The organism is Streptomyces sp. NPDC028289 (assembly GCF_055565975.1).
In genome coordinates this window covers 900,628-919,433 of sequence record NZ_JBVHTI010000002.1, presented here as the reverse complement: position 1 = coordinate 919,433, position 18,806 = coordinate 900,628, and the positions used below count along the sequence as shown (strand labels likewise).

The window sequence follows — 18,806 nt, the reverse complement described above, 5'->3', positions numbered from 1 at the left end:
GGCAGGCGGGCTTTCTCACCGGTGGACGGTTCCGCGCCGTACAGCGTTCTGGCTGGTGGCCCTGGCGTTCCACGTCACGATGCTGGGCACCACGTTGCCGACCCCGCTCTACCTGCTCTACCAGCGTCAGATGGGTTTCTCGACCCTGACGACCACAGTGATCTTCTCGGCCTATGCGTTCGGCGTTCTTGCCGCACTCGTGCTGTTCGGACAGGTATCGGACTCCATCGGACGCCGGCGGACCCTCCTGCCCGGACTGGTGTGCTCGGCACTGAGCGCCGTGGTCTTCCTGAACGCGCACGATCTGACACTCCTGCTGGTGGGACGGCTGCTGTCAGGGCTGTCCGCGGGCGTCTTCACCGGCACCGCAACCGCCACCCTGGTCGACCTGGCCGACAGGAACGCAACCGAGCGCGCCACTCTGGTGGCTACCGTGGCGAACATAGGCGGGCTGGGAGCGGGACCCGTGGTGTCGGGGGCGCTGGCTCAACTCGCCCCGGATCCACTCCGGTTGCCCTTCCTGGTGCACCTGGTCCTGGTAGCAGCAGTGGCGGTGGGTGTCTGGCTGGCTCCCGAGCCACTGATGACAACCACGGCTCGCCCGCGTCTGCGGGTGACACGGCCGCGGGTGCCTGCGGCTGTGCGGGGCACTTTCATACAGGCGGCCACAGCCGGGTTCGCCGGGTTCGCGGTACTCGGGCTGTACACCTCGGTCGTGCCGTCCTTCCTGGGTCGGCTCCTCGGCCTGTCCGCCCCTGCCCTGGCCGGGGCCGTGGTCTGCACTGTGTGCGCTGCCTCGGCGCTGGGGCAGATCACCCTCGTACGACCACTCGGCCGCGCCGCCCTGCCTGTCGCCTGCGTCCTGCTCATCGCCGGCATGGGCCTGCTGGCCGCGGGACTCACCGCCGGATCGCTCACGCTGCTGCTGGCCGCCGGTACGGTGGCCGGGCTCGGTCAGGGCGTGGCCTTCCGGGCAGGCCTGACCGTGCTCAACTCGGAGGCGCCCGGCGGGCAGCGCTCCGAAGTCGCATCAGCCTTTTTCCTGGTCATGTACACAGCGACCTCGCTGCCGGTGGTCGGTGTGGGTCTGGCCGCCGACGCCGTGGGACTGCGGGCAGCCGGTACCGGCTTCAGCCTGGCTGTGGCCCTGCTGGCTGCGAGCGCCCTGATGACCCTGCGAGAACAGGGCAGTAGCGGAAGAGGCGAGGCGCGTACTTCATGAGCGCTGCCGTCGTCCCGGCCAAGAGCATCGCAACGGTTTCTGGCACACCGAATTCGTCGACCGTCTCGACGACGCCGACCTTGCCGTGCCCGGGCCGACGGACCGCGCGGATCGGGTCGCGTCACCGACCCGCCCTCGGTTCCGGTCTCGTGCGGCGCCGCCCGCCGACCGCCCGACGGTTGACCCCCCGCAGGTCAGCGCGGCCCGGCACACCCCTGCCCGGACGAAGCCGTGGACGACGACGCGGAGTCGGCCTTCGACACAGAGGTGCCCGCGTCGTCCCGGGTGCGTTCCCGCCGTCCGGCCATTCAGCCCTCACTCCGGCCGATGCCGCTGATCCACAGCAGGGCCTCCAGCAGCGCGGCACGCTTCGCGTCCGGCAGGCCGCCGAGGACGGCCTCGTCGACCGCCTCGCCGAGTGGAAGGAGCCGGTCGAGGGTGGCGATTCCCTCGGCGGTGAGGGTCAGGAGCTTGCGGCGGCGGTTCGCGGGGTCCACTTCGCGGACGAGCAGGCCCCGCAGTTCCAGGCGGTGCACCAGGGGGGCCAGGGTGGCCAGGTCGATACTGGTGGCCTCGCCGAGCCGGGACTGGTCGATGCCAGGGCGATCGCGGACGGTCAGCAGCACGGCGAACTGCGGCGGCGTGACGTCGCCGACCGCTTCCTGCCACTTCGCTGAGTAGCTCTGCAGGGCGCGACGCAGCAGGTGCATGGGTGCACCCGCGAGGCCCTGCGGTGTCTGCGGCGTGGCGATGGCGGCCTCCGGGCGTGCGTGGCGTGTGGTGTGCGCGGCAATTTGATTCTGCCAGTTGATTACGGGACCAAGCGGCGTACTATCGTGCACGAAAGATTCGTACACGAAGGGATCTCGATGAGGCGACTGGTCGTAGGAATGACAGGCGCCACAGGGGCGGTTCTGGGCATCCGGCTGCTCCAGGAGCTTCAGCGGCAGCCAGATGTCGAGACCCACCTGGTGATGAGCCGCTGGGCCCGCGCCACCATCGAGCTGGAGACCGACTGGACGGCACGCGAGGTGGCCCGGCTCGCCGATGTCGTGCACGGACCGGAGGACCAGGCCGCGTCGATCTCCAGCGGGTCCTTCCGCACCGACGGCATGGTCATCACACCCTGCAGCGCCAAGACCCTCGCCGCGATACGGGCGGGGTACGGCAGCGACCTGATCGCCCGCGCGGCCGACGTCCAGCTGAAGGAGCAGCGGCGGCTGGTCCTGGTCGTGCGGGAGACTCCGCTGTCGACCATCCACCTGGAGAACATGCTGGCCCTGTCCAGGATGGGTGTCAGCCTGCTGCCTCCCATGCCGGCGTTCTACAACCGCCCCGCGAGCGTGGACGACGTGGTCGATCACATCGTCGCGCGCGTGCTGGACCAGTTCGGTCTGGACAGCGAGCGTGCGGTCCGCTGGGAGGGCCCCGCCACCGCCCGCACCGGCCGCCCCCGGCCCCTCGCCCCTCTCGGCAGCACCGATACCGACCGGGCGGCCGGCTGAACCACGAACTCCCGTCGGAGCGCCCTGTCCGCGTGCCCCGACGGGCCTGAAGGAAGGAACTCCCATGGCCCGTATCAAGGACCTGCGCACCTATCTCGAAGCCCTCGACGAACTCGGCGACCTGCGCACCGTGGACCGGCTCGTCGACCCCCACCTGGAGGTCGGCGCGATCATCCGCCGCTCCTACGAGACCGTCGCCCCGGCGCCCCTGTTCACCAACATCAAGGGCACGGCACCCGGCTACCGGCTGCTCGGCGCCCCCGCCGCCCTCAGCTCCGCACCCGGCCGGCCTCTGGCCCGTATCGCGCTCTCCCTCGGCCTGGACTCCGGTGCGAGCGCCCGCGAGATCGTCGACGCCCTCGCCGACGCCCGCACCCGCGAGCCGCTCCAGCCCGTGCTGGTCGACAGCGCGCCGTGCAAGCAGAACATCCTGCTCGGCGACGACGCCACGCTCGACCGCTTCCCGACCCCGCTGCTGCACGACGGCGACGGCGGCCCGTACGTCAACACCTGGGGCACGATCATCGCCCGCACCCCGGACGGCTCGTTCACCAACTGGTCGATCGCACGGATCATGCTGGTCGACGGCAAGCACATGACCGGCCTGGTGGTGCATCCCCAGCACATCGCGTACGTGTGGCAGCAGTGGGCCGACCGGGGGGAACCGATGCCGTTCGCCCTGGTCCAGGGCGGCGAGCCGGCCCTTCCCTTCATTTCCGGCATGCCGCTGCCGGACGGCGTGGAGGAGGCCGGCTACCTCGGCGCCCTGCTCGGCGAGCCGCTGGAGCTGGTGCAGTGCGAGACCGTCGACCTCCAGGTGCCCGCGAGCGCCGAGCTCGTCATCGAGGGGCACCTGTCCGTCGAACGCACCGGTGTCGAGGGTCCGATGGGCGAGTTCGCCGGATACCGGCCGAACGAGACCTCGATGCAGCCCGTCTACACGATCGAGGCCATCACCCACCGCGACGACCCGATCTGGCCCACCGTGGTCGAGGGCGAGCCCGTCGACGAGTTCCACACCGCCACAGGCCTCACCCTGGCCGCCGAGGCCCTGTGCGCTCTGCGAGCGGCGGCCCTGCCCATCACCTCTGCCTGGGAGCCCTTCCACGCGGCTTCACACATGCTGGTGGTCAGCGTCGCCGCCGACTGGCGCGAGAAGCTCCCCGGACTGTCCAGCGGCGAACTCACCCAGCGCATCACCGATGTCATCGACGCCCAGCGCTTCGCGCCCACACTGCCGCGCGTCTTCGTCCTCGACGACGACGTGGACGCCTCCGACACCACCGAACTCATGTGGGCGCTCGCCACCCGGGTACACCCCACCGGCCGGCGTATCGTGCGGCAGGGCAACATATTGCCGCTGCTGTCCGTGTACACACCCGAGGAACGGCGCGGGGCGGAGGGGCCGAGGGTCACCTACGACGCCCTGCTCCCCTCCGCCGATGAGGGCCGTGAGACCCGCAGCTCCTTCCGGTTCATCTTCCCGGAAGAAGTACAGCAGCGGGTGCTGCAGCACTGGGACAACTAACCCTGCCCGCGGCGACACGAACTCCGACCATCTGATGGACAGTGTGTCGTCTGACGGTGCTTCGATGGGTTCTGGTTCTGGTGAAGGGCGGCCGCAGGTGGTGCAGGCGCCGGTCCAGCACCTCAGCAGGTCCTGCACACCTCCAAGAACAGCCCCAACGCCGCCCGTATGCGATCCACTTCATGTGAGTCCACACACCCAACATGCCCTTGACCAGCGCCGACACATGGCCTTGACGAACCACCACTGACCGATGCGCGAGCCGGACATGACGGACGTCGGCCGATGCAGGTGGGCTGCGGCGAGTCGCCGGTCATCGGTACGGATCTCGGGGCGGATCCGGCACTTACTGCCGCCGGGTCCGCCCGGGGAAGTACCAGGACAATACTGCGTGGCGGGACCTGTCCGAGCGGTTCGGTCCTTGGCAGACGGTCTTCAACCGCTTCCGGCGTCGGGCAAAGGCCCGCACCGGCAGCGGATCCTTACCAACTCCAGGCCCAGGCGGGCGCGGCCAGAGGCATCGGCTTGCCGGTGAGCGTGGACTTCACACCATGCGCGCCCACCAACACGCCGCCGGCGCCCGTAAGAAGGGGCTGCAGCATGCCAACCGGACGACGACGCTCTCGGGCGGTCCCGCTTCGCCGTCGAACTCGGCCCGCACACGGCGCATACGGCGCCGAGCTCGACGACATACCGCGCCGCCCGGCCTCGTACCGGGAGAACGGCGCCCGTGCCGCGGTCCTGCCGGTGGCGGGCGTCATCTCCCCCACCGCACCGTTGGGGCTTGCGCACCGCACATCCGCACCGTGCTCGACACGCCAGCCACGTCATCGCCCAGGCCCATGCGGGCACGTACACCGACCCGGCCGCGTTGGGTATCCGGCCAGCCGCAAGTGCCCAGCCTTGACGGTGTGGGCCTCGACCGAAGCCGCCGAGTGGGAGCGCGGGCCCCTGCGGGCACCCTGATCCCGAGTCGACCGGCCACGACCTGCACGGGGAACGCCCGGGCCGCACAATCCGGCTCATCGAGATGGACTGACGGATCGGGCCGCGGACCGGGTGAGACGCCCTTCACTCGCCATTGACTGCACGACATCCCAGCAGCCTTCCCCTGCACCGCCGCATGTGCGGACCTCGCAGGTGAGTCCCCGGGCATCAATGCATGCCGAGATCAGGCCGGATCGACGAATATGTCGAGCGCGAGGTCTCCCACGAGGCCGGCCGGGCCGTAGACGGACAGGTCGGTGAGGCCTTCGGCCGACAGGACCTCGTCGTCGATGAACAGGTTGCCGGTGCACTTTCGCGCATCACGCGTGAGGACGGCGTACGCGGCGTCGGCCATGATCTGCGGGCTGCGGGCTTGTCCGGCGCCCCCGACCACATTGCGCACGGCTGCTGTGTCGATCAGGGTTCGCGGCCACAGCGAGTTGGCGGCGATGCCGTCGGCGGCGAGTTCCTCGGCAAGGCCGATGGTGCAAAGGCTCATGCCGTACTTCGACAGCGTGTAACCGAGATGCTTCCCCACCCAGTACGGCGCGAGGTTCAACGGAGGGGAGAGCGTGAGGATGTGCGGATTCTCCGCCCTGCGCAGGTGGGGGATCGCGGTCCTGCTCAGCAGGAACGTGCCGCGCGTGTTGATGTCCTGCATCAGGTCGTACCGCTTCGTCTCCAACTGCTCCGACGGCGAGAGGTCGATCGCGCTGGCGTTGTTCACCACGATGTCGATGCCGCCGAAGGCGCTGACCGCGGCGTTGACGGCGGTGCGCACATCGTCCTCGTTGCGGACGTCACCCACGATGGCCAGCCCCTTGCCACCCGCGCACTCAATCTCGTCGACGGCGGTGTGGACCGTGCCTTCGAGCTTCGGGTGCGGCACTGCGGTCTTGGCGAGCATCACCACGTTCGCACCATCGCGGGCCGCACGCTGGGCGATGGCGAGTCCGATGCCGCGGCTGCCTCCCGACATCAGGACGGTCCTGCCGGCCAGTGTCCGTGTCATGGTCGAGCCCGCGAACCAGCACTGGCAGTTCCTGCTCGCCGAACGGGCCACCGAGATCGAGAACGCCCGCACCCTTTACACCAAGGCCGCCCTGCGCCTGGACGCCGGCAACCCGTCCCCGGAGCCCGAGGCCGCGATGGCGAAGTACTACGCCACCAAGCTGTCCGTGGACATGGCACGCGACGCCGTCCAAGCCTTCGGAGGCCTCGGCTTCGCGCGCGAACTGGGTGCCGACGGCACTCCCGGTCCCGTCGAGGCGATCTACCGGGACAGCAAAATCGGCGAGATCTACGAGGGCACAAACGAGATCCAGAAGTGGGTCATAGCCCGGCAGATCTTCGGGCGGAGCATCGTCGGCTGACCGCCAAGTACGCGCTGGGCCGCGCACAAACGGTGAAACGAGTGGCCAGGCCGGACAGACCTGGCCACCAGCCGCAGGCGTTCCACCCCCTGTTCGCGGAGATCCCGACAACCTTCCCGCGGTCCGCCGGCCCGTGCTTCCTCGTACGATGGACCCAGACCATACGTCCGACTAACCATAGGCGGGATGAACGATGTCCGAGGCTCCGCTGGTACCGGGGACCGTGGCCGAACACACCACCTGCCTCCTTATCAAGCTCGGGCAGGTAGCGTTCAAGATCGCCGAGGACGGCATCGGCGGGACCGGTCTGCGAGTGAGGCACTACAGCGTCCTGCAGGCCCTGGCGGACAACGGCGCGATGCCGCAGCTGGCACTCGGTTCGTTCCTTCGCATCGATCCGGCGACGATGGTGACCAGTCTTGACGACCTGGAGCGATCCGGGTACGCCGAGCGGACACGAGATCCACAGGACCGCCGTCGGTACGCCGTGGACATCACCGCCGACGGACGCAAGGTCCTGGCCGACCTGAACCGCACACTCGTCGGTCTCGACGGCGAGATCCTGGCCGACCTCGGCACCACGGAGCGGCAGTCGCTTCATGCCCTGCTGAGCAGCCTCGCCGGAAGTCCCACCTTGACCTCCTTGTTCGACACCGTCCGGGAACAGAGCGGAACGAAAAGGGCTTAGCCCTTTACGGAGAAACTCACTCGGCCACCAGGCCTTCTCGCGGCAAGGAACTGCTCGCCGCGCATTCCGCCTGGGTTTGTCACCCCCCTGGCTACGCCGGCACCGTCATGGGTGACGCCAGGGACTCTCATCGGTTGTGAGGGCCTGTTCCGCCCAGATGACCTTGCCCTCGCGGCTGTATCGCGTGCCCCAGCGCTCGGTGAGTTGGGCGACCAGCATCAGGCCGCGGCCGCCCTCGTCGAAGGTGCGAGCACGGCGCAGATGAGGGGCGGTGCTACTGGTGTCGGAGACCTCGCACGTCAAGGTCGACTGGAGGATCAACCGCAGCTGGATGGGGCCTGTGCCATAGCGGATCGCGTTCGTCACGAGTTCGCTGACCACGAGCTCCGTGGTAAAGGCCACCTCCTCCAGTCCCCAGACCGTCAGCTGGTCGAGTGCGAACGTACGGGCCGTGGAGACGATCGCCGGATCGGAGGGGAGGTCCATGGTGGTGACGTGGTGGGCGTCGAGAGCTCGGGTCCGCGCCACGAGGACAGCGATGTCATCGACAGGCCGCCCTGGGAGCAGCGCGGACAGCAGTCCGTCGCATGTGTCCTCCAGCGAGACCGGTGCCCCGGCGAGGGCGTTGCACAGCAGTGCGAGTGCTGTGTCCACGTCACGGGTGCGGCTTTCGATGAGGCCATCGGTGTACAGAGCCAGGAGGCTGCCCTCCTGCAGTTCGAACTGGGCGGTTTCGAAGGCATACCCGCCCAGGCCCAGTGGGGGGCCGACGGACAGTTCAGGGAAAGCGACCTCAGAGGAGGCTCCAGCACCGCCTGCTGCGGCCAAGGGGGTCGCCACGACTGGTACAACGTGTCCGGCGCTGGACATGGAGCACGAGCGGGAGACCGGGTCGTAGACCGCGTAGAGGCAGGTGGCGCTGATCTCGTCTGCTCCCTCTTCCTCGCGCTGGAGACGGATGACCACGTCGTCCAGGTGAGTCAGGAGTTCGTCGGGTGCCAGGTCGATGTCCGCGAGAGTACGAACGGCGGTCCGCAGGCGGCCCATGGTGGCGGCGGCATGAAGACCGCGGCCGACCACATCACCTACGACGAGGGCGACGCGAGCTCCGGAGAGCGGTATCACGTCGTACCAGTCACCTCCCACACCCTCGCGGGATCCGCAGGGCAGGTACCGGGAGGCTGTCTCGACGGCGAGTTGTTCGGGCATGTGGTGCGGCAGCAAGCTCCTCTGAAGGGTGAGCGCGGTGGAATGCTCGTGGGTGTACTGCCGAGCGTTGTCGATGTAGACCGCCGCTCTGGAAGCGATCTCCTGGGCGAGGAGCAGATCGTCGTCGTCGAAGGGAGCCGCGGTTCGGTGGCGGAGGAATTGTGCGAGACCCAGGGTGCTACCGCGGGCACACAGCGGGACGAGCAGCACGGAATGGATACCGAATGCGAGGAGGGTCCGTCTGCAGTCCGAGGAGGCCGCCAGCCATGAGGGGACACCGGAGGCCGTGATGCTGTGCCGCAGGGGCTGTCCGGTAGCCAGTGCGCGAGCCGGCAGCGACCCCTCGGGGTAGGTGTGCCTCTGCCCCGAGGCGACTGTTGAGTCCGGACAGCCGTCCAGCACGGACCGCTGGGCCACCCGGTACAGTGCCGGGAAAACGGCTTCCGAGCGCGACTCATCATCCGGGAGCTCGGCGTCGAACAGGTCCACGGTGACGAGGTCGGCGAAGCGGTCCGTGGCGACCTCTGCCAGTTCCTGGGCGGTTCGTGTGGTGTCCAGGGTGGTCCCGATCCGTGTGCTCGCCTCATTGAGCATGATCAGCCGCCGCTGGAGCCAGCGGTCGCGCTCCTCCTGGTACGACGCGACGGCCTCTTCCGACATACGATCCACGTACTCGAAGCCGATGCCGCTCAATGCGGTCATCGTCGAGCTGACCAGTTCCGTATCGCTGGTGAGCTGGGGGACCTCGTCGTACAACAGCCGAAGCAGACCAGCGTGGCCGACGCGATAGACACGCAGGAGCTTACTGATCGGCACCCCGTGCTCAGCCAGTCGGCGAGCGAACTCAATGGCAGCGGGCGGCGCGTTGACCTCGGAGACGTCGAAGCCGTGCTCGAAAACATCCAGGGTGGCGTTGACATACTCGGACAGGGCCACAGGCTGGAGAGCCACAAGGTCCTCGTACTTCGACAACTCGGGAAATTCGGTGCGGAAACGCTGCGTCATCACGTCGATCAGCCGGTCGGCTCGGGGTCTGAGTTCTCGGGCGATACCGCAAAGCAAAGAATCGACGGTGCTCTCCACAATCAAGAATGTACGCCCAATCACCTGGACAGACATGTCATCAAGGCGGCGCTGCGGTGACAAGAGGCGCACATCTGACTACTAATCGTAGTTACATCTTGTACGGAGTGGCCTTCGATTCCCAACGACGGGGCCCGTAATGCTTCACTTCACGGCGGGCCTTTATAGCCGTCGCTGAGATGAGGATCGCCTCGGAAATGACCTTACTGCGCGCCAAGGTTGGGCCTGCCGTAAACGGCATCATCGACGCGCCCGGTATCCGCCTGCGTCCCCACGCCCATAGCGCTGAAACGGCCCCAGCGTGCTCACCGCCAGCCCGCAGCACTGACGCCGCGAAGAAGGTCGCCGGCCGCAAGCACAGCATCGCCGTGGCGCCTTCGGCTGCTGCCACTCACATGATTCCGGACAAGCAGTATCGGCGGGCGCAGAACCCGTCGCGGCGGTCGACGCGCCCCCGGTGCGGATGGCGTGACGTACGTCCCGCACGGCGCAACCGGAAGCACGGGCCGACCGGTCAAGGTCGGTCCGCGCTGCCGTGCGGATGGCCGACCCGATGAAACGGGACGTACGGCCGCGACGGATCACCGTGCACGGCGAGCCTGCGAACGCAGGCAACCACAGCGCGCGCCCGCTACGGGCGGCGATCCCGAAGCCGAGGCCGCGCGGGAAGACCTCCGCGCGGTAGAGGTCGGACTTTTAAAACTCCAGCCAGGCCAGGTCGGCTACGTTGACCAGAGAGTCGCGGGGGCGCCCGGGATGTTTGCCGCGCATGTCGCCCGGACCGCTGTGGATGCCCTGTGGGCTGTTGTGACACCGATCAATGTCGCGCGCGTTGAACCGGCCCGCGCGGAACCCGTCACTGATTTCCGGCTGACCGGCCTGACGGCGCGGTCCGTCAGTGAGCCGCCCCTGCCCGGTGTTCCGCGAGGACGTCCAGGCCGAAGTCGGAGGCCGGGTCACGCCATACCGAGTGGGCGTGGTTGGCGTGCCGTTGGGTGTTGTCGTACTCGATGAGGACGGCGGGGCCGTGGAGCCGGTAGTAGTGGGGTTCGCCGGCCTCCAGGCTGCCGGCCCAACTGAAGTGGACCTCGTCGAGGACGCTGTCGGAGGCGTAGTGGGCGCCGTGGTCCTTGGCGAGGTCCTCCGGGGCCCGGCCGGTGTACAGGGAGAGCAGCTGTCGCAGCCCATGGCGTTGCTCTTCGTCCAGGTCGCGGGCGCTGATGCCTCGGGGAGGGGCCGTGATCGCCACGCGCGCGTGGTCCTCCTCGGTGTATCCGCTGCCCTCCTCGGCCCGGCGGTCGATGTCGTCGACGAGACGTGCCAGAGCCGGGTCCTTGAAGCTCCCCCGCCACAGGTCCTGCATGTGCATCATGGTGTCGCCGTGGCGAACTCGCGGCCTGTTGCCGGAGACGATGTCGGACACGGCTGACGGGTGGAGCAGCGCGTGCCGGAGTTGCGGTGCGCTCAGCGTCCGTACGAGGTGCCGTGCCTGGTCCTCGCTCCCGCCCAGCGGGTGCAGGGATCCGCCGAGCAACGGGGTCTTCGCGGGGTCGGCGCCGATGAAGCACGGCGTCGTCGAGACGACTCTGTCCGCCACGATCAGGTTGTTCAGGGAGATGTGATGGCCCCCGAACCGCCAGGCCCACACCGGGTCGCTGGGTCGGCCGAAGAGCCGCAGCCAGTACAGGCCGGGATCGCGCCCACGCTCGCGGCCCCAGCCGACCCGCCACCCTTCCACCTGGTCCAGGATGTTCTCCAGACCCATCACCGTGGCGACCGTGGCGTATCCGGCCTCGGACAACCCGGTCGCCACCAACTGCATGGCCAGGCTCTGCTGGTAGGCGGTCTGCTCTCGGATGGCCAGTCCGCCGTGATGGGTCGGCGTGTAGTACCACCGCAGTCTCTCCGCGTCCCCTTCGGCGTCGAGCGGCGATTCGTACAGGGCGAAGGACATTTGTTCCCGACTCAACGTGCCCAGCCAGGTGGCGGCGGCTGTCGCCATGGCCGCTGCCGCCCTCTCGCGGCCGGCTGGAGGGGCAGCCGGCTTCCCGCCGTTGCGGCCGTCGTTCGTCACCGGGGCGCTCCCCCGTCCTCGGACACGTCCAGCATGACTTTGATGGCGTTGCCCCGGCGTTCGGCGTACGTGTCGAAGGCTTCGCCGATGTCCCGCAGAGGGAAGTGGTGTGTGATCAGTTCAGCGGTACGCAGACGTCCGCGGGCCGCGAGGGAGACCGCTCGGGCCAGCGAGCCTGTGCCCTCGCCGCGCACCGTCCCGATCGAGATGCCGTTCATCACCGCGCGATTGAGATCGGCGCGCACCGGCTCCTCGAAGAAGCCCACGAGCACGATCTTGCCGCCCCGCTTGGCCATACGCAGGGCATCGTCCACCGCGCCGGGCGCGCCCGAGCATTCCAGGACGATGTCGGCGCCCATGCCCTGCGTCGCGTCGCGGACCGCGGCGACGGCGTCTCCGTGCCGGGAATTGATCACGACGTCCGCACCGAACGACTTGCCGATCTCCAGACGGGCGTCACGGGTCCCGATCAGGGCCACCGTCCGGGCGCCGAGCTCGCGGGCGACCTGGGCGGCGAGGAGTCCGATCGGGCCCGGTCCGATCACGGCGACGCCCGCGCCGATCAGCAGGGAGTCGAGGATGTCGAAGGCGTGCATGACCGTGCCCACCGTGGTGAGGACGACAGCGGCGTCGAAGTCGACCGAGTCCGGAAGCCGGTGAAGGGTGGAGACATGGTTGACCGCGTACTCGGCGAATCCCCCGTTCACGGTCATCCCCTGCACACGATGACCCTTGGCGCGGTGACCGTAGTTGAGGCAGTCGGTGTAGCCGCCGGCCAGGCAGTTGGCGCAGCGCATGCAGCCGCGGTGCGCCTCCGTGACGACTCGGTCGCCGACGCGGAACTCGTCGACGGTGGCCCCGATGGCGACGACGACTCCCGCGTACTCGTGGCCTGGGACGAACACGTCGGGGGCCGGCCCGCCGTCGGGGAAGAAGTGCCGGCTGCGGACCTTGAGGTCCGTGCCGCACAAGGACGCTCTCCGGACCTGCACCAGGACGTCTTCCGGACCCACGTCGGGCACGGGCAGCGTTGCCGTCCTGATGACGCCCGGCCCGCCCAGCACTGCCGCCTGCATGGTCTCCGGCAAGGACATATCGCGTCTCCAACTGCGGGCCATGACGCCACGCGTCAACCGGGGTGAACGGGACGTTCACGACTCGCCACCATCCTCGCCATATTCATGCCGCCTGCCTACCGGTGTCACATAGGGGTTACCTATAGGACGCAAGGTGAATTCCTATTGGTGACGGCTTGCCCCGCGTGCCACAGTCGTCGGGATATGGCGACTCACCGTATTACCGGTGGGGCGAGGTGCCTTTGAGGAGCGGAACCGTGGATCTGGGAATTTCCGGGAAAACTGCGCTTGTGTTGGGGGGAGGCGGGGGTATCGGCGGCGCTGTCGCACAGACGCTGGCGGAGGAGGGTGCCGACATCGCCATTGCCGATATCGATCCGCAGGCCGCACAAAAGCGTGCAGAGGCGGTACGGAATGTCGGCGGAAACACCCTGGCAGTGGAATGGGATCTCAGCGACCTGGGCGCGATCGACGCGAATGTCGCACTCGTTGAGGATTCCCTGGGCCCGGTCGACATTCTCGTCAACAACACCGGCGGGCCTCCACCCTCCCCCGTGCTGGGTCAGGACCCCGGGGTCTGGTTGAGCTACTTCCAGTCCATGGTGCTGTCGGTGATGGCGATCACCGACAGGGTGGCGCCGTCGATGAGGAGTCGCGGCTGGGGCAGGATCATCACCAGCACCAGCTCCGGCGTGGTGTCCCCCATCCCCAATCTGGGTCTCTCGAACACGCTGCGCACCGCTCTCCTCGGCTGGTCGAAGACATTGGCACGGGAGGTCGCGGCCGACGGAGTCACCTGCAACGTGGTGGTTCCGGGCCGGATCCGCACGGAGCGAGTGCGGTTTCTGGACCGGTCGAGGGCCGAACGGGAGGGAAAGACCCCGGAGCAGGCAGCCGCGGAGAGTTTCGCGTCGATCCCCGTGGGCCGTTACGGCGAGCCGCGTGAGTACGCGTCCACGGTCGCCTTCCTGGCGAGCGTACAGGCCTCCTACATCACCGGCTCTGTCGTCCGGGTCGACGGCGGCCTCATTGCCGGCATCTGAACGTGAAGACCTGACAAAAAGAAGGTTGCGGCATGGCACTGCTGACGCGCACGACCCAGGGTGTTTTCGCTATCGCACCGACTCCGTTCGACGATGACGGGGCCGTCGATTTCGACTCGCTCAGCCGGCTCACGGAGTTCTATTCACGTGCCGGTGTCACCGGACTGACACTGCTCGGTCAGATGGGCGAGGCCCCCAAGCTGTCCCACGACGAGAGCGTGGGCATCGTCAGGCATGTGCTCAAGCGGACCGGCCTGCCCATCGTCGTGGGAGTGTCGGCGCCCGGCTATGCCGCCATGCGGGCGCTGTCCACGGAGGTCATGTCCGCCGGCGCGTCCGGCGTCATGATCGCACCGCCCAACACACTGCGCACTGATGACCGGATCGTGGCGTACTACGAGGGAGCTGCCGCAGCCGTCGGCGAGGACGTGCCCTTCGTGATCCAGGACTACCCGCTGTCGTTCTCCGTGGAGATGTCCCCGTCCGTCATCGCCCGCATCGTGCGCACCCTCCCCGGGTGCGTGATGCTCAAGCACGAGGACTGGCCGGGCCTGGAGAAGATCAGCAGCCTGCGGCGGATGGAGGCGACCGGTGACATGCCGCGTCTGTCGATCCTGTGCGGAAACGGCGGCCTCTTCCTCGACTTCGAGACGGAGCGTGGAGCTGACGGCGCCATGACCGGGTACTGCGTTCCGGAACTCCTCGTGGACGTGGTCCGTCACACGGCGGCCGGTCACCGTGACGCCGCCCATGACGTCTTCGACGCCCACTTGCCCCTGTTGCGGTACGAGCAGCAACCGGGCACCGGTCTGGCCGTTCGCAAGTACGTCATGATGCGGCGAGGGCTGCTGACGTCGGACGCGCAGCGCAGGCCCGGGGCCAGGCTCTCCGCCATGGCCCGCGCCGAGGTCGACTACCTGCTGACGCGGCTGGCACGCAGGGACAGTAGGGTCACTCTCGTGGCCTGACGAGCCCGGACCAGCCGCCAGCCGGGTAGGGCCGAACGACCGGCCGAAGCCCTGATGAGGCAGGAGAGCTCGATCGCATGCAACTGCGTCAGCTGGAGTACTTCATCGGCATCTGCGAGGCCGGCTCCTTCAGCGCAGCCGCTGTCCGGCTGTATGTCACACAGCCCTCGCTGTCCCAGCAGATCCGCGCTCTCGAGAAGGAACTCGGGGCGGATCTGCTCGAACGCGGCCGTCACGGCATCACGTTGACCCCCGCCGGCCGGGTCTTCCTGCCGCAGGCCCAACGCGCCGTTCAGGCCGTGCAGGACGCCCAGGACTCAGTTCGCCAGGTTGTGGAGGGCCGCAAGGGTGACGTCCACGTGCTGACGGTGAGATCCGTGGCATCGGGCATCCTGCCGTCGTCCGCCGCACGTTGGCACGCCCTGTTCCCCTCCACCGTCCTGCGCCTGCACGACTTCTCGCACCGCCGCGCCCTGGAGGGCGCCGTACGGAGCGGCCAGGGTGACATCGCCGTCGGGCCACGGCCGTCCTCATGGGAGGGGCCCGTGGTCTCACTCGGCTACGAGGAGATGGTGGTGGTCGGTCCGGTCGGGCACGAGGCGGAAGAGGTTGCAGAGCCCGCCGAACTGGCGGGCGCCGACTGGGTGCTCTACGAACCGGAGCAGGGCATGAGCGAGGTGGTGAACCGGGTGGCAGCCCATCTCGGGTTCACGCCACGCGCCGTTGCGCGTACGGGCCAGGTGTCGGCGGCTCTCCTGTTCGCGGTCGAGGGCCTCGGCATGACGGTGGCACCGGAGAACGCGGTGCCCCTCGGGTGGGGCAGGCACGCACGGCGCATCGACTCCGGGTTCTACCGGGAGCTCGTGGCGTACAGCAGAAGGCATCCCTCGCAGCTGGCGGAACGCTATCGGGACATGCTCACCTCTCTCGAGCTGCCACTGACGGCACAGAAAGACCTGCCCGAGGATGCCGTCCGCTGCTGAGGCGCCGCGGTTGTGTGCCGACATGGAGCCGGCCACGGCGCACGTCGGCCGGTGCGATCGTGCCTGAAGGCCGTCGCGTCGCACAGGGTGCCCCCTGCATTGCGGAGGTGGCACAGCTCCGGGCGCCGGCGGAGGTGCCGATGGGGCGAAGCTTCTGACCCGCATGTCCGTCGCCGGGAGCTGGTCAACCGACGGCGGACAGCCGGGTTTTGGACAGCGGGGTCAGGGTTGTTCCGGTGGCCGGGTGGTCACGCGGCGTGGCGGTGACGAGCGCGGTCTTCGAGTTCCTGGGCGAGCTGGTCCTCCAGCTGGACGCCCGTGGCGTTGAGGGTCATGGCGACCATGACGTAGTGACCGACGAGCAGGCACAGCTCCATGGCCTCGTCCGCCGAACAGTGGGAGGTCAGACGGGACCAGGCGGTGTCCGTCAGAGCTCCGCTGGCGAGCAGTTCGTCGGTGGCCTGGATCAGGGCGCGCAGGCGAGGGTCGTCGTCGAGGGTGAGCTGTTCTTGAGCCATGGTGTCGATCCGTTCGTCCGGTACGGCCAGACTCCCGGCGAGGTGGACGTGATGCGCCCATTCGTAGGCGCAGCCCCGGCGCCAGGCCACCCTGAGGACGACGAGCTCCTTCTCGGTCCGTGAGAGCTGTCCCCTGAGAAGGATCTGGGACAGGAAGAGGGAGTGAGCGGGGAAGATGCTGCCGAGCCGGGCCAGTGTCCGGAACACGTTGTAGTCGCAGGGCGCTTTGGTGCGGCGCCGGATCAGCCGCAGAACGAGGCGCGCCGTGCGGCCGAGTGAGTGTTGATCAGCAGGCAGAACGCGTGGGTGGGTCGGCATCTGCCAGGTGCCGGCGGGAAGGCCCTCGATTGCCGGTGCGCGGGTCATGACCGTTGCCCCCTTCGCTGAGTTGACCCGGCGCATCGTCGTCGTCGGGCCGCGATTGCCACTCACGAACTTATGGCATAAGTTTATGGGCGGTCAACAACGTGTCGCCGCCGCATGAAGGGATCACCCATGGCGCAGAGGATGACCCGCCGCGGTCCGCTGAGCAGGGAAGAGATCGTGCAACGGGCCCTGGAGCTAGCCGAGGCGGGGGGCATCGACCAACTGTCACTCCACAAGGTCGCCACCGCGGTGGGCGTGCGGACCATGTCGCTGTACAACCACGTCGACGACAAGGCCGATGTGCTGGACGCGATGGCGGACGTGATCCTCAGGAAGATGGCGATCCCCGACGTCGAGGCCATGACCTGGCAGGAAGGTCTGCGCGGCCTGGCCAGGTCCTTCCGGGCCGCCACGCTGGAATATCCGCGCTCCGCCCCGCTCGTGCTGACCAGGCGACTGAACGCACCGGCGGCGCTGCCCATCGTGGAGGCGGCCATGCGGACGCTGGGGCGAGCCGGCCTGGAGGGCGCGGCCGCCGTGCACGTCCTGCGTGCGTTCATCGCGTTCCTGATCGGTACCCTGTCACGGGAAGTGGGCACCGCCCCCACCTACGCGGGTGCCCTGCCCGCAGTCGTCGCCTCTCGCCGACAGGATCTGGTGGACAGCGGTTTCCCTGCCGTCGCCGCGGCGGCGGACGAGCTCGCCGTGTGCGATCACGAGGCGGAGATGGAGTTCGGTCTTGAACTCCTCATCGACGCGGTGCACCGCCGGGTCGGGGCCCGGGCATGACCGGGCGCGCCGACGGCCTGGACCGGGTCCTCCTCACCGGGCCCAGCGGCACGTCGGCCGGCTCCTTCTCACTGCCTTCGCCGGACGGTCCGAGCACGTGCGTGTCGTCACCGCCACCGAATGCCTCACCCCCGAGCACTCCCGCATGCCCGGCCTGGCCCGCTGGGCCCGCACGTGGCAGCAGGAAGTCGTCCTCAACACCAACACCATCGAGGCCACCGCCGAGCAGTACAACGCCCTGATCCTGAAGAAGGGTCCCGTCGACCGCTCCCAACGCGCCCCGCGGTCCCTTCAGTTCTTCCCCTCCAGCGAACTGGCCGCCCACCGGCTCAGCCCCAGTACCCGCCCCATCTTGACCCACGGGCGGATCCACCACGGTACGCCCAGCCGCGCGGCCGTCGGCACGCCCACCGCCCGGAGCACCTCATGAGCATCTCCGTCAGCATCCTGGAGACCGGCACCATCCGCATCCGGCCCAGTCACCGCACCCAGTCCGCCACCAGGCCGGTTCCCCTGCGCCGCCTGCGCGTGCTGACCGACCGGCGCTGGACCGAGCCACTGCCGATCAACACCTACCTGGTCGACCACCCCGAGGGGTACATCCTCTTCGACTCCGGAGAATCGCCGCACTCCACTGAAAAGGGGTACTTTCCCTGGTGGCAGCCCTTCTTCCACGTGGCCGTCGACATCCGCGTCGGCGCCGACGAAGGGATCGGAGCCCGCCTGCGGCAGCGCGGCCTGGATCCGGCCCGGGACCTGAAGGCCGTGGTGCTCTCCCATCTGCACCACGACCACGGGGACGGGCTGCCCGACCTCGTCGGCGCCCCCGTCCACATCACCCGCGAGCACTGGAAGGCGTTCGGCAAGCCGTTCCCGGCCACCATGGAGGGCGCGGTCCCCAAGCGGTGGCCGAAGGGCTTCACCCCGCACTTCCTGGAGGCCACCGGCGGCCCGGTCGGCCCCTGGAACCGCAGCTACCCGCTGGCCTCGGACGGCCGTATCCTCGCCGTCGACACACCCGGGCACGTCCCCGGGCACGTCTGCCTGATCGTCTTCGGTGATCAGGCAACATATCTCCTGGGCGGCGACTCCACCTACGACCAGGATCTCCTCGACGCCGAACTCACAGACGGCGTCAACAACAATCCGCGCCAGGCCATCGAATCCCTCCGCAAGATCAAGGAGTTCGCCCGGCAGCACGACGTCGTCGTCCTGCCCGCCCACGACCCCCGAGCGGCCGAACGCCTGGCCGACTCCGAGACCTTCCGCCCGAGCCCCGGCAGGACCTGAACAACCGGTGTCCTTTGCGGGGCAGGCCCCCTCGCACTCCGCACGCCTACCGGAGGAACCATGAGGACACGAAAACGGCTCCGTCTTCCCCACCGGACGCCGAC

General features: G+C 68.6%; 17 protein-coding genes and 1 pseudogene. 11 read left to right on the top strand and 7 right to left on the bottom strand.

What is annotated here, in order from left to right; all coding sequences use genetic code 11:
• Positions 1 to 55 precede the first annotated feature (55 nt).
• The gene (locus ACZ4UV_RS12025) at positions 56 to 1,222 is read left to right on the top strand and encodes an MFS transporter (RefSeq protein ID WP_467837581.1); all 1,167 of its coding nucleotides are present in this window, start codon (positions 56 to 58) and stop codon (positions 1,220 to 1,222) included.
• Between the two features lie 308 nt (positions 1,223 to 1,530).
• On the opposite strand, the gene ACZ4UV_RS12020 is transcribed toward ACZ4UV_RS12025, so the two are convergent.
• Positions 1,531 to 1,932 (bottom strand): MarR family winged helix-turn-helix transcriptional regulator, encoded by a 402-nt coding sequence (locus ACZ4UV_RS12020; RefSeq protein ID WP_451018836.1) that lies wholly within the window; start codon positions 1,930 to 1,932, stop codon positions 1,531 to 1,533.
• 180 nt (positions 1,933 to 2,112) lie between these two features.
• Between ACZ4UV_RS12020 and ACZ4UV_RS12015 the strand changes: the two genes are divergently transcribed.
• Positions 2,113 to 2,727 carry a UbiX family flavin prenyltransferase gene (locus ACZ4UV_RS12015; RefSeq protein ID WP_451018837.1) on the top strand — a complete coding sequence of 205 codons (615 nt, stop codon included), beginning with the start codon at positions 2,113 to 2,115 and terminating at the stop codon, positions 2,725 to 2,727.
• Positions 2,728 to 2,791: 64 nt separating this feature from the next.
• Positions 2,792 to 4,255, top strand: coding sequence for a UbiD family decarboxylase (locus tag ACZ4UV_RS12010; protein ID WP_451018838.1), 1,464 nt, complete (start codon positions 2,792 to 2,794; stop codon positions 4,253 to 4,255).
• Positions 4,256 to 5,426: 1,171 nt separating this feature from the next.
• On the opposite strand, the gene ACZ4UV_RS12005 is transcribed toward ACZ4UV_RS12010, so the two are convergent.
• Positions 5,427 to 6,254: an SDR family oxidoreductase gene (locus tag ACZ4UV_RS12005; protein ID WP_451018839.1), complete on the bottom strand. Its 828-nt coding sequence runs from the start codon at positions 6,252 to 6,254 to the stop codon at positions 5,427 to 5,429.
• Between ACZ4UV_RS12005 and ACZ4UV_RS12000 the strand changes: the two genes are divergently transcribed.
• The gene (locus ACZ4UV_RS12000; RefSeq protein WP_467837577.1) at positions 6,253 to 6,615 is read left to right on the top strand and encodes an acyl-CoA dehydrogenase family protein; all 363 of its coding nucleotides are present in this window, start codon (positions 6,253 to 6,255) and stop codon (positions 6,613 to 6,615) included. The genes ACZ4UV_RS12005 and ACZ4UV_RS12000 overlap by 2 nt on opposite strands.
• 193 nt (positions 6,616 to 6,808) lie before the next feature.
• Positions 6,809 to 7,303, top strand: coding sequence for a MarR family winged helix-turn-helix transcriptional regulator (locus tag ACZ4UV_RS11995; protein WP_451018841.1), 495 nt, complete (start codon positions 6,809 to 6,811; stop codon positions 7,301 to 7,303).
• 105 nt (positions 7,304 to 7,408) lie between these two features.
• Here the strand turns inward: ACZ4UV_RS11995 and ACZ4UV_RS11990 are convergent, their stop codons facing one another.
• The 4 genes and pseudogenes from ACZ4UV_RS11990 to ACZ4UV_RS11975 form a co-directional block, all read right to left on the bottom strand.
• Positions 7,409 to 9,631, bottom strand: a complete 2,223-nt coding sequence (locus tag ACZ4UV_RS11990) for an ATP-binding SpoIIE family protein phosphatase (protein ID WP_467837575.1) — start codon at positions 9,629 to 9,631, stop codon at positions 7,409 to 7,411.
• A 441-nt stretch (positions 9,632 to 10,072) separates the two neighbouring features.
• A pseudogene (locus ACZ4UV_RS11985) lies at positions 10,073 to 10,366 on the bottom strand (VOC family protein); the annotation flags it as partial.
• A gap of 124 nt (positions 10,367 to 10,490) precedes the next feature.
• Positions 10,491 to 11,597, bottom strand: coding sequence for a DUF3500 domain-containing protein (locus ACZ4UV_RS11980; RefSeq protein WP_451018843.1), 1,107 nt, complete (start codon positions 11,595 to 11,597; stop codon positions 10,491 to 10,493).
• A 68-nt stretch (positions 11,598 to 11,665) separates the two neighbouring features.
• Entirely contained in the window at positions 11,666 to 12,763 is a 1,098-nt protein-coding gene (locus ACZ4UV_RS11975; protein WP_467837572.1) for a zinc-dependent alcohol dehydrogenase, read from the bottom strand.
• A 239-nt stretch (positions 12,764 to 13,002) separates the two neighbouring features.
• Between ACZ4UV_RS11975 and ACZ4UV_RS11970 the strand changes: the two genes are divergently transcribed.
• The 3 genes from ACZ4UV_RS11970 (at position 13,003) to ACZ4UV_RS11960 (ending at position 15,739) form a co-directional block, all read left to right on the top strand.
• The gene (locus tag ACZ4UV_RS11970) at positions 13,003 to 13,788 is read left to right on the top strand and encodes an SDR family oxidoreductase (protein WP_467837570.1); all 786 of its coding nucleotides are present in this window, start codon (positions 13,003 to 13,005) and stop codon (positions 13,786 to 13,788) included.
• Positions 13,789 to 13,820: 32 nt separating this feature from the next.
• Positions 13,821 to 14,756, top strand: a complete 936-nt coding sequence (locus ACZ4UV_RS11965) for a dihydrodipicolinate synthase family protein (RefSeq protein ID WP_451018846.1) — start codon at positions 13,821 to 13,823, stop codon at positions 14,754 to 14,756.
• A 77-nt stretch (positions 14,757 to 14,833) separates the two neighbouring features.
• Positions 14,834 to 15,739 (top strand): LysR family transcriptional regulator, encoded by a 906-nt coding sequence (locus tag ACZ4UV_RS11960; protein ID WP_451018847.1) that lies wholly within the window; start codon positions 14,834 to 14,836, stop codon positions 15,737 to 15,739.
• Positions 15,740 to 15,987: 248 nt separating this feature from the next.
• Here ACZ4UV_RS11960 and ACZ4UV_RS11955 read toward each other — a convergent pair whose 3' ends face one another.
• Positions 15,988 to 16,623 (bottom strand): carboxymuconolactone decarboxylase family protein, encoded by a 636-nt coding sequence (locus tag ACZ4UV_RS11955; protein WP_467837568.1) that lies wholly within the window; start codon positions 16,621 to 16,623, stop codon positions 15,988 to 15,990.
• A gap of 129 nt (positions 16,624 to 16,752) precedes the next feature.
• Between ACZ4UV_RS11955 and ACZ4UV_RS11950 the strand changes: the two genes are divergently transcribed.
• From ACZ4UV_RS11950 to ACZ4UV_RS11940, 3 genes are all read left to right on the top strand, one after another.
• Positions 16,753 to 17,412: a TetR/AcrR family transcriptional regulator C-terminal domain-containing protein gene (locus ACZ4UV_RS11950; protein WP_451018849.1), complete on the top strand. Its 660-nt coding sequence runs from the start codon at positions 16,753 to 16,755 to the stop codon at positions 17,410 to 17,412.
• A gap of 97 nt (positions 17,413 to 17,509) precedes the next feature.
• Positions 17,510 to 17,842, top strand: a complete 333-nt coding sequence (locus ACZ4UV_RS11945) for a hypothetical protein (RefSeq protein ID WP_467837565.1) — start codon at positions 17,510 to 17,512, stop codon at positions 17,840 to 17,842.
• Entirely contained in the window at positions 17,839 to 18,702 is an 864-nt protein-coding gene (locus ACZ4UV_RS11940) for an N-acyl homoserine lactonase family protein (protein ID WP_451018851.1), read from the top strand. The genes ACZ4UV_RS11945 and ACZ4UV_RS11940 overlap by 4 nt, the downstream gene beginning before the upstream one ends.
• Positions 18,703 to 18,806: the final 104 nt, after the last annotated feature.

Excerpts from the sequence above, each read along its gene's own strand:
- ACZ4UV_RS12015 (WP_451018837.1), top strand. The coding sequence starts at position 2,113 with ATGACAGGCGCCACAGGGGCGGTTCTGGGCATCCGGCTGCTCCAGGAG.
- ACZ4UV_RS11960 (WP_451018847.1), top strand. The coding sequence starts at position 14,834 with ATGCAACTGCGTCAGCTGGAGTACTTCATCGGCATCTGCGAGGCCGGC.
- ACZ4UV_RS11995 (WP_451018841.1), top strand. The coding sequence starts at position 6,809 with ATGTCCGAGGCTCCGCTGGTACCGGGGACCGTGGCCGAACACACCACC.
- ACZ4UV_RS11965 (WP_451018846.1), top strand. The coding sequence starts at position 13,821 with ATGGCACTGCTGACGCGCACGACCCAGGGTGTTTTCGCTATCGCACCG.
- ACZ4UV_RS11940 (WP_451018851.1), top strand. The coding sequence starts at position 17,839 with ATGAGCATCTCCGTCAGCATCCTGGAGACCGGCACCATCCGCATCCGG.
- ACZ4UV_RS11955 (WP_467837568.1), bottom strand. The coding sequence starts at position 16,623 with ATGACCCGCGCACCGGCAATCGAGGGCCTTCCCGCCGGCACCTGGCAG.
- ACZ4UV_RS11950 (WP_451018849.1), top strand. The coding sequence starts at position 16,753 with ATGGCGCAGAGGATGACCCGCCGCGGTCCGCTGAGCAGGGAAGAGATC.
- ACZ4UV_RS11975 (WP_467837572.1), bottom strand. The coding sequence starts at position 12,763 with ATGTCCTTGCCGGAGACCATGCAGGCGGCAGTGCTGGGCGGGCCGGGC.
- ACZ4UV_RS11990 (WP_467837575.1), bottom strand. The coding sequence starts at position 9,631 with ATGTCTGTCCAGGTGATTGGGCGTACATTCTTGATTGTGGAGAGCACC.
- ACZ4UV_RS11980 (WP_451018843.1), bottom strand. The coding sequence starts at position 11,597 with ATGGCGACAGCCGCCGCCACCTGGCTGGGCACGTTGAGTCGGGAACAA.
- ACZ4UV_RS12020 (WP_451018836.1), bottom strand. The coding sequence starts at position 1,932 with ATGCACCTGCTGCGTCGCGCCCTGCAGAGCTACTCAGCGAAGTGGCAG.
- ACZ4UV_RS12010 (WP_451018838.1), top strand. The coding sequence starts at position 2,792 with ATGGCCCGTATCAAGGACCTGCGCACCTATCTCGAAGCCCTCGACGAA.
- ACZ4UV_RS12005 (WP_451018839.1), bottom strand. The coding sequence starts at position 6,254 with ATGACACGGACACTGGCCGGCAGGACCGTCCTGATGTCGGGAGGCAGC.
- ACZ4UV_RS12000 (WP_467837577.1), top strand. The coding sequence starts at position 6,253 with ATGGTCGAGCCCGCGAACCAGCACTGGCAGTTCCTGCTCGCCGAACGG.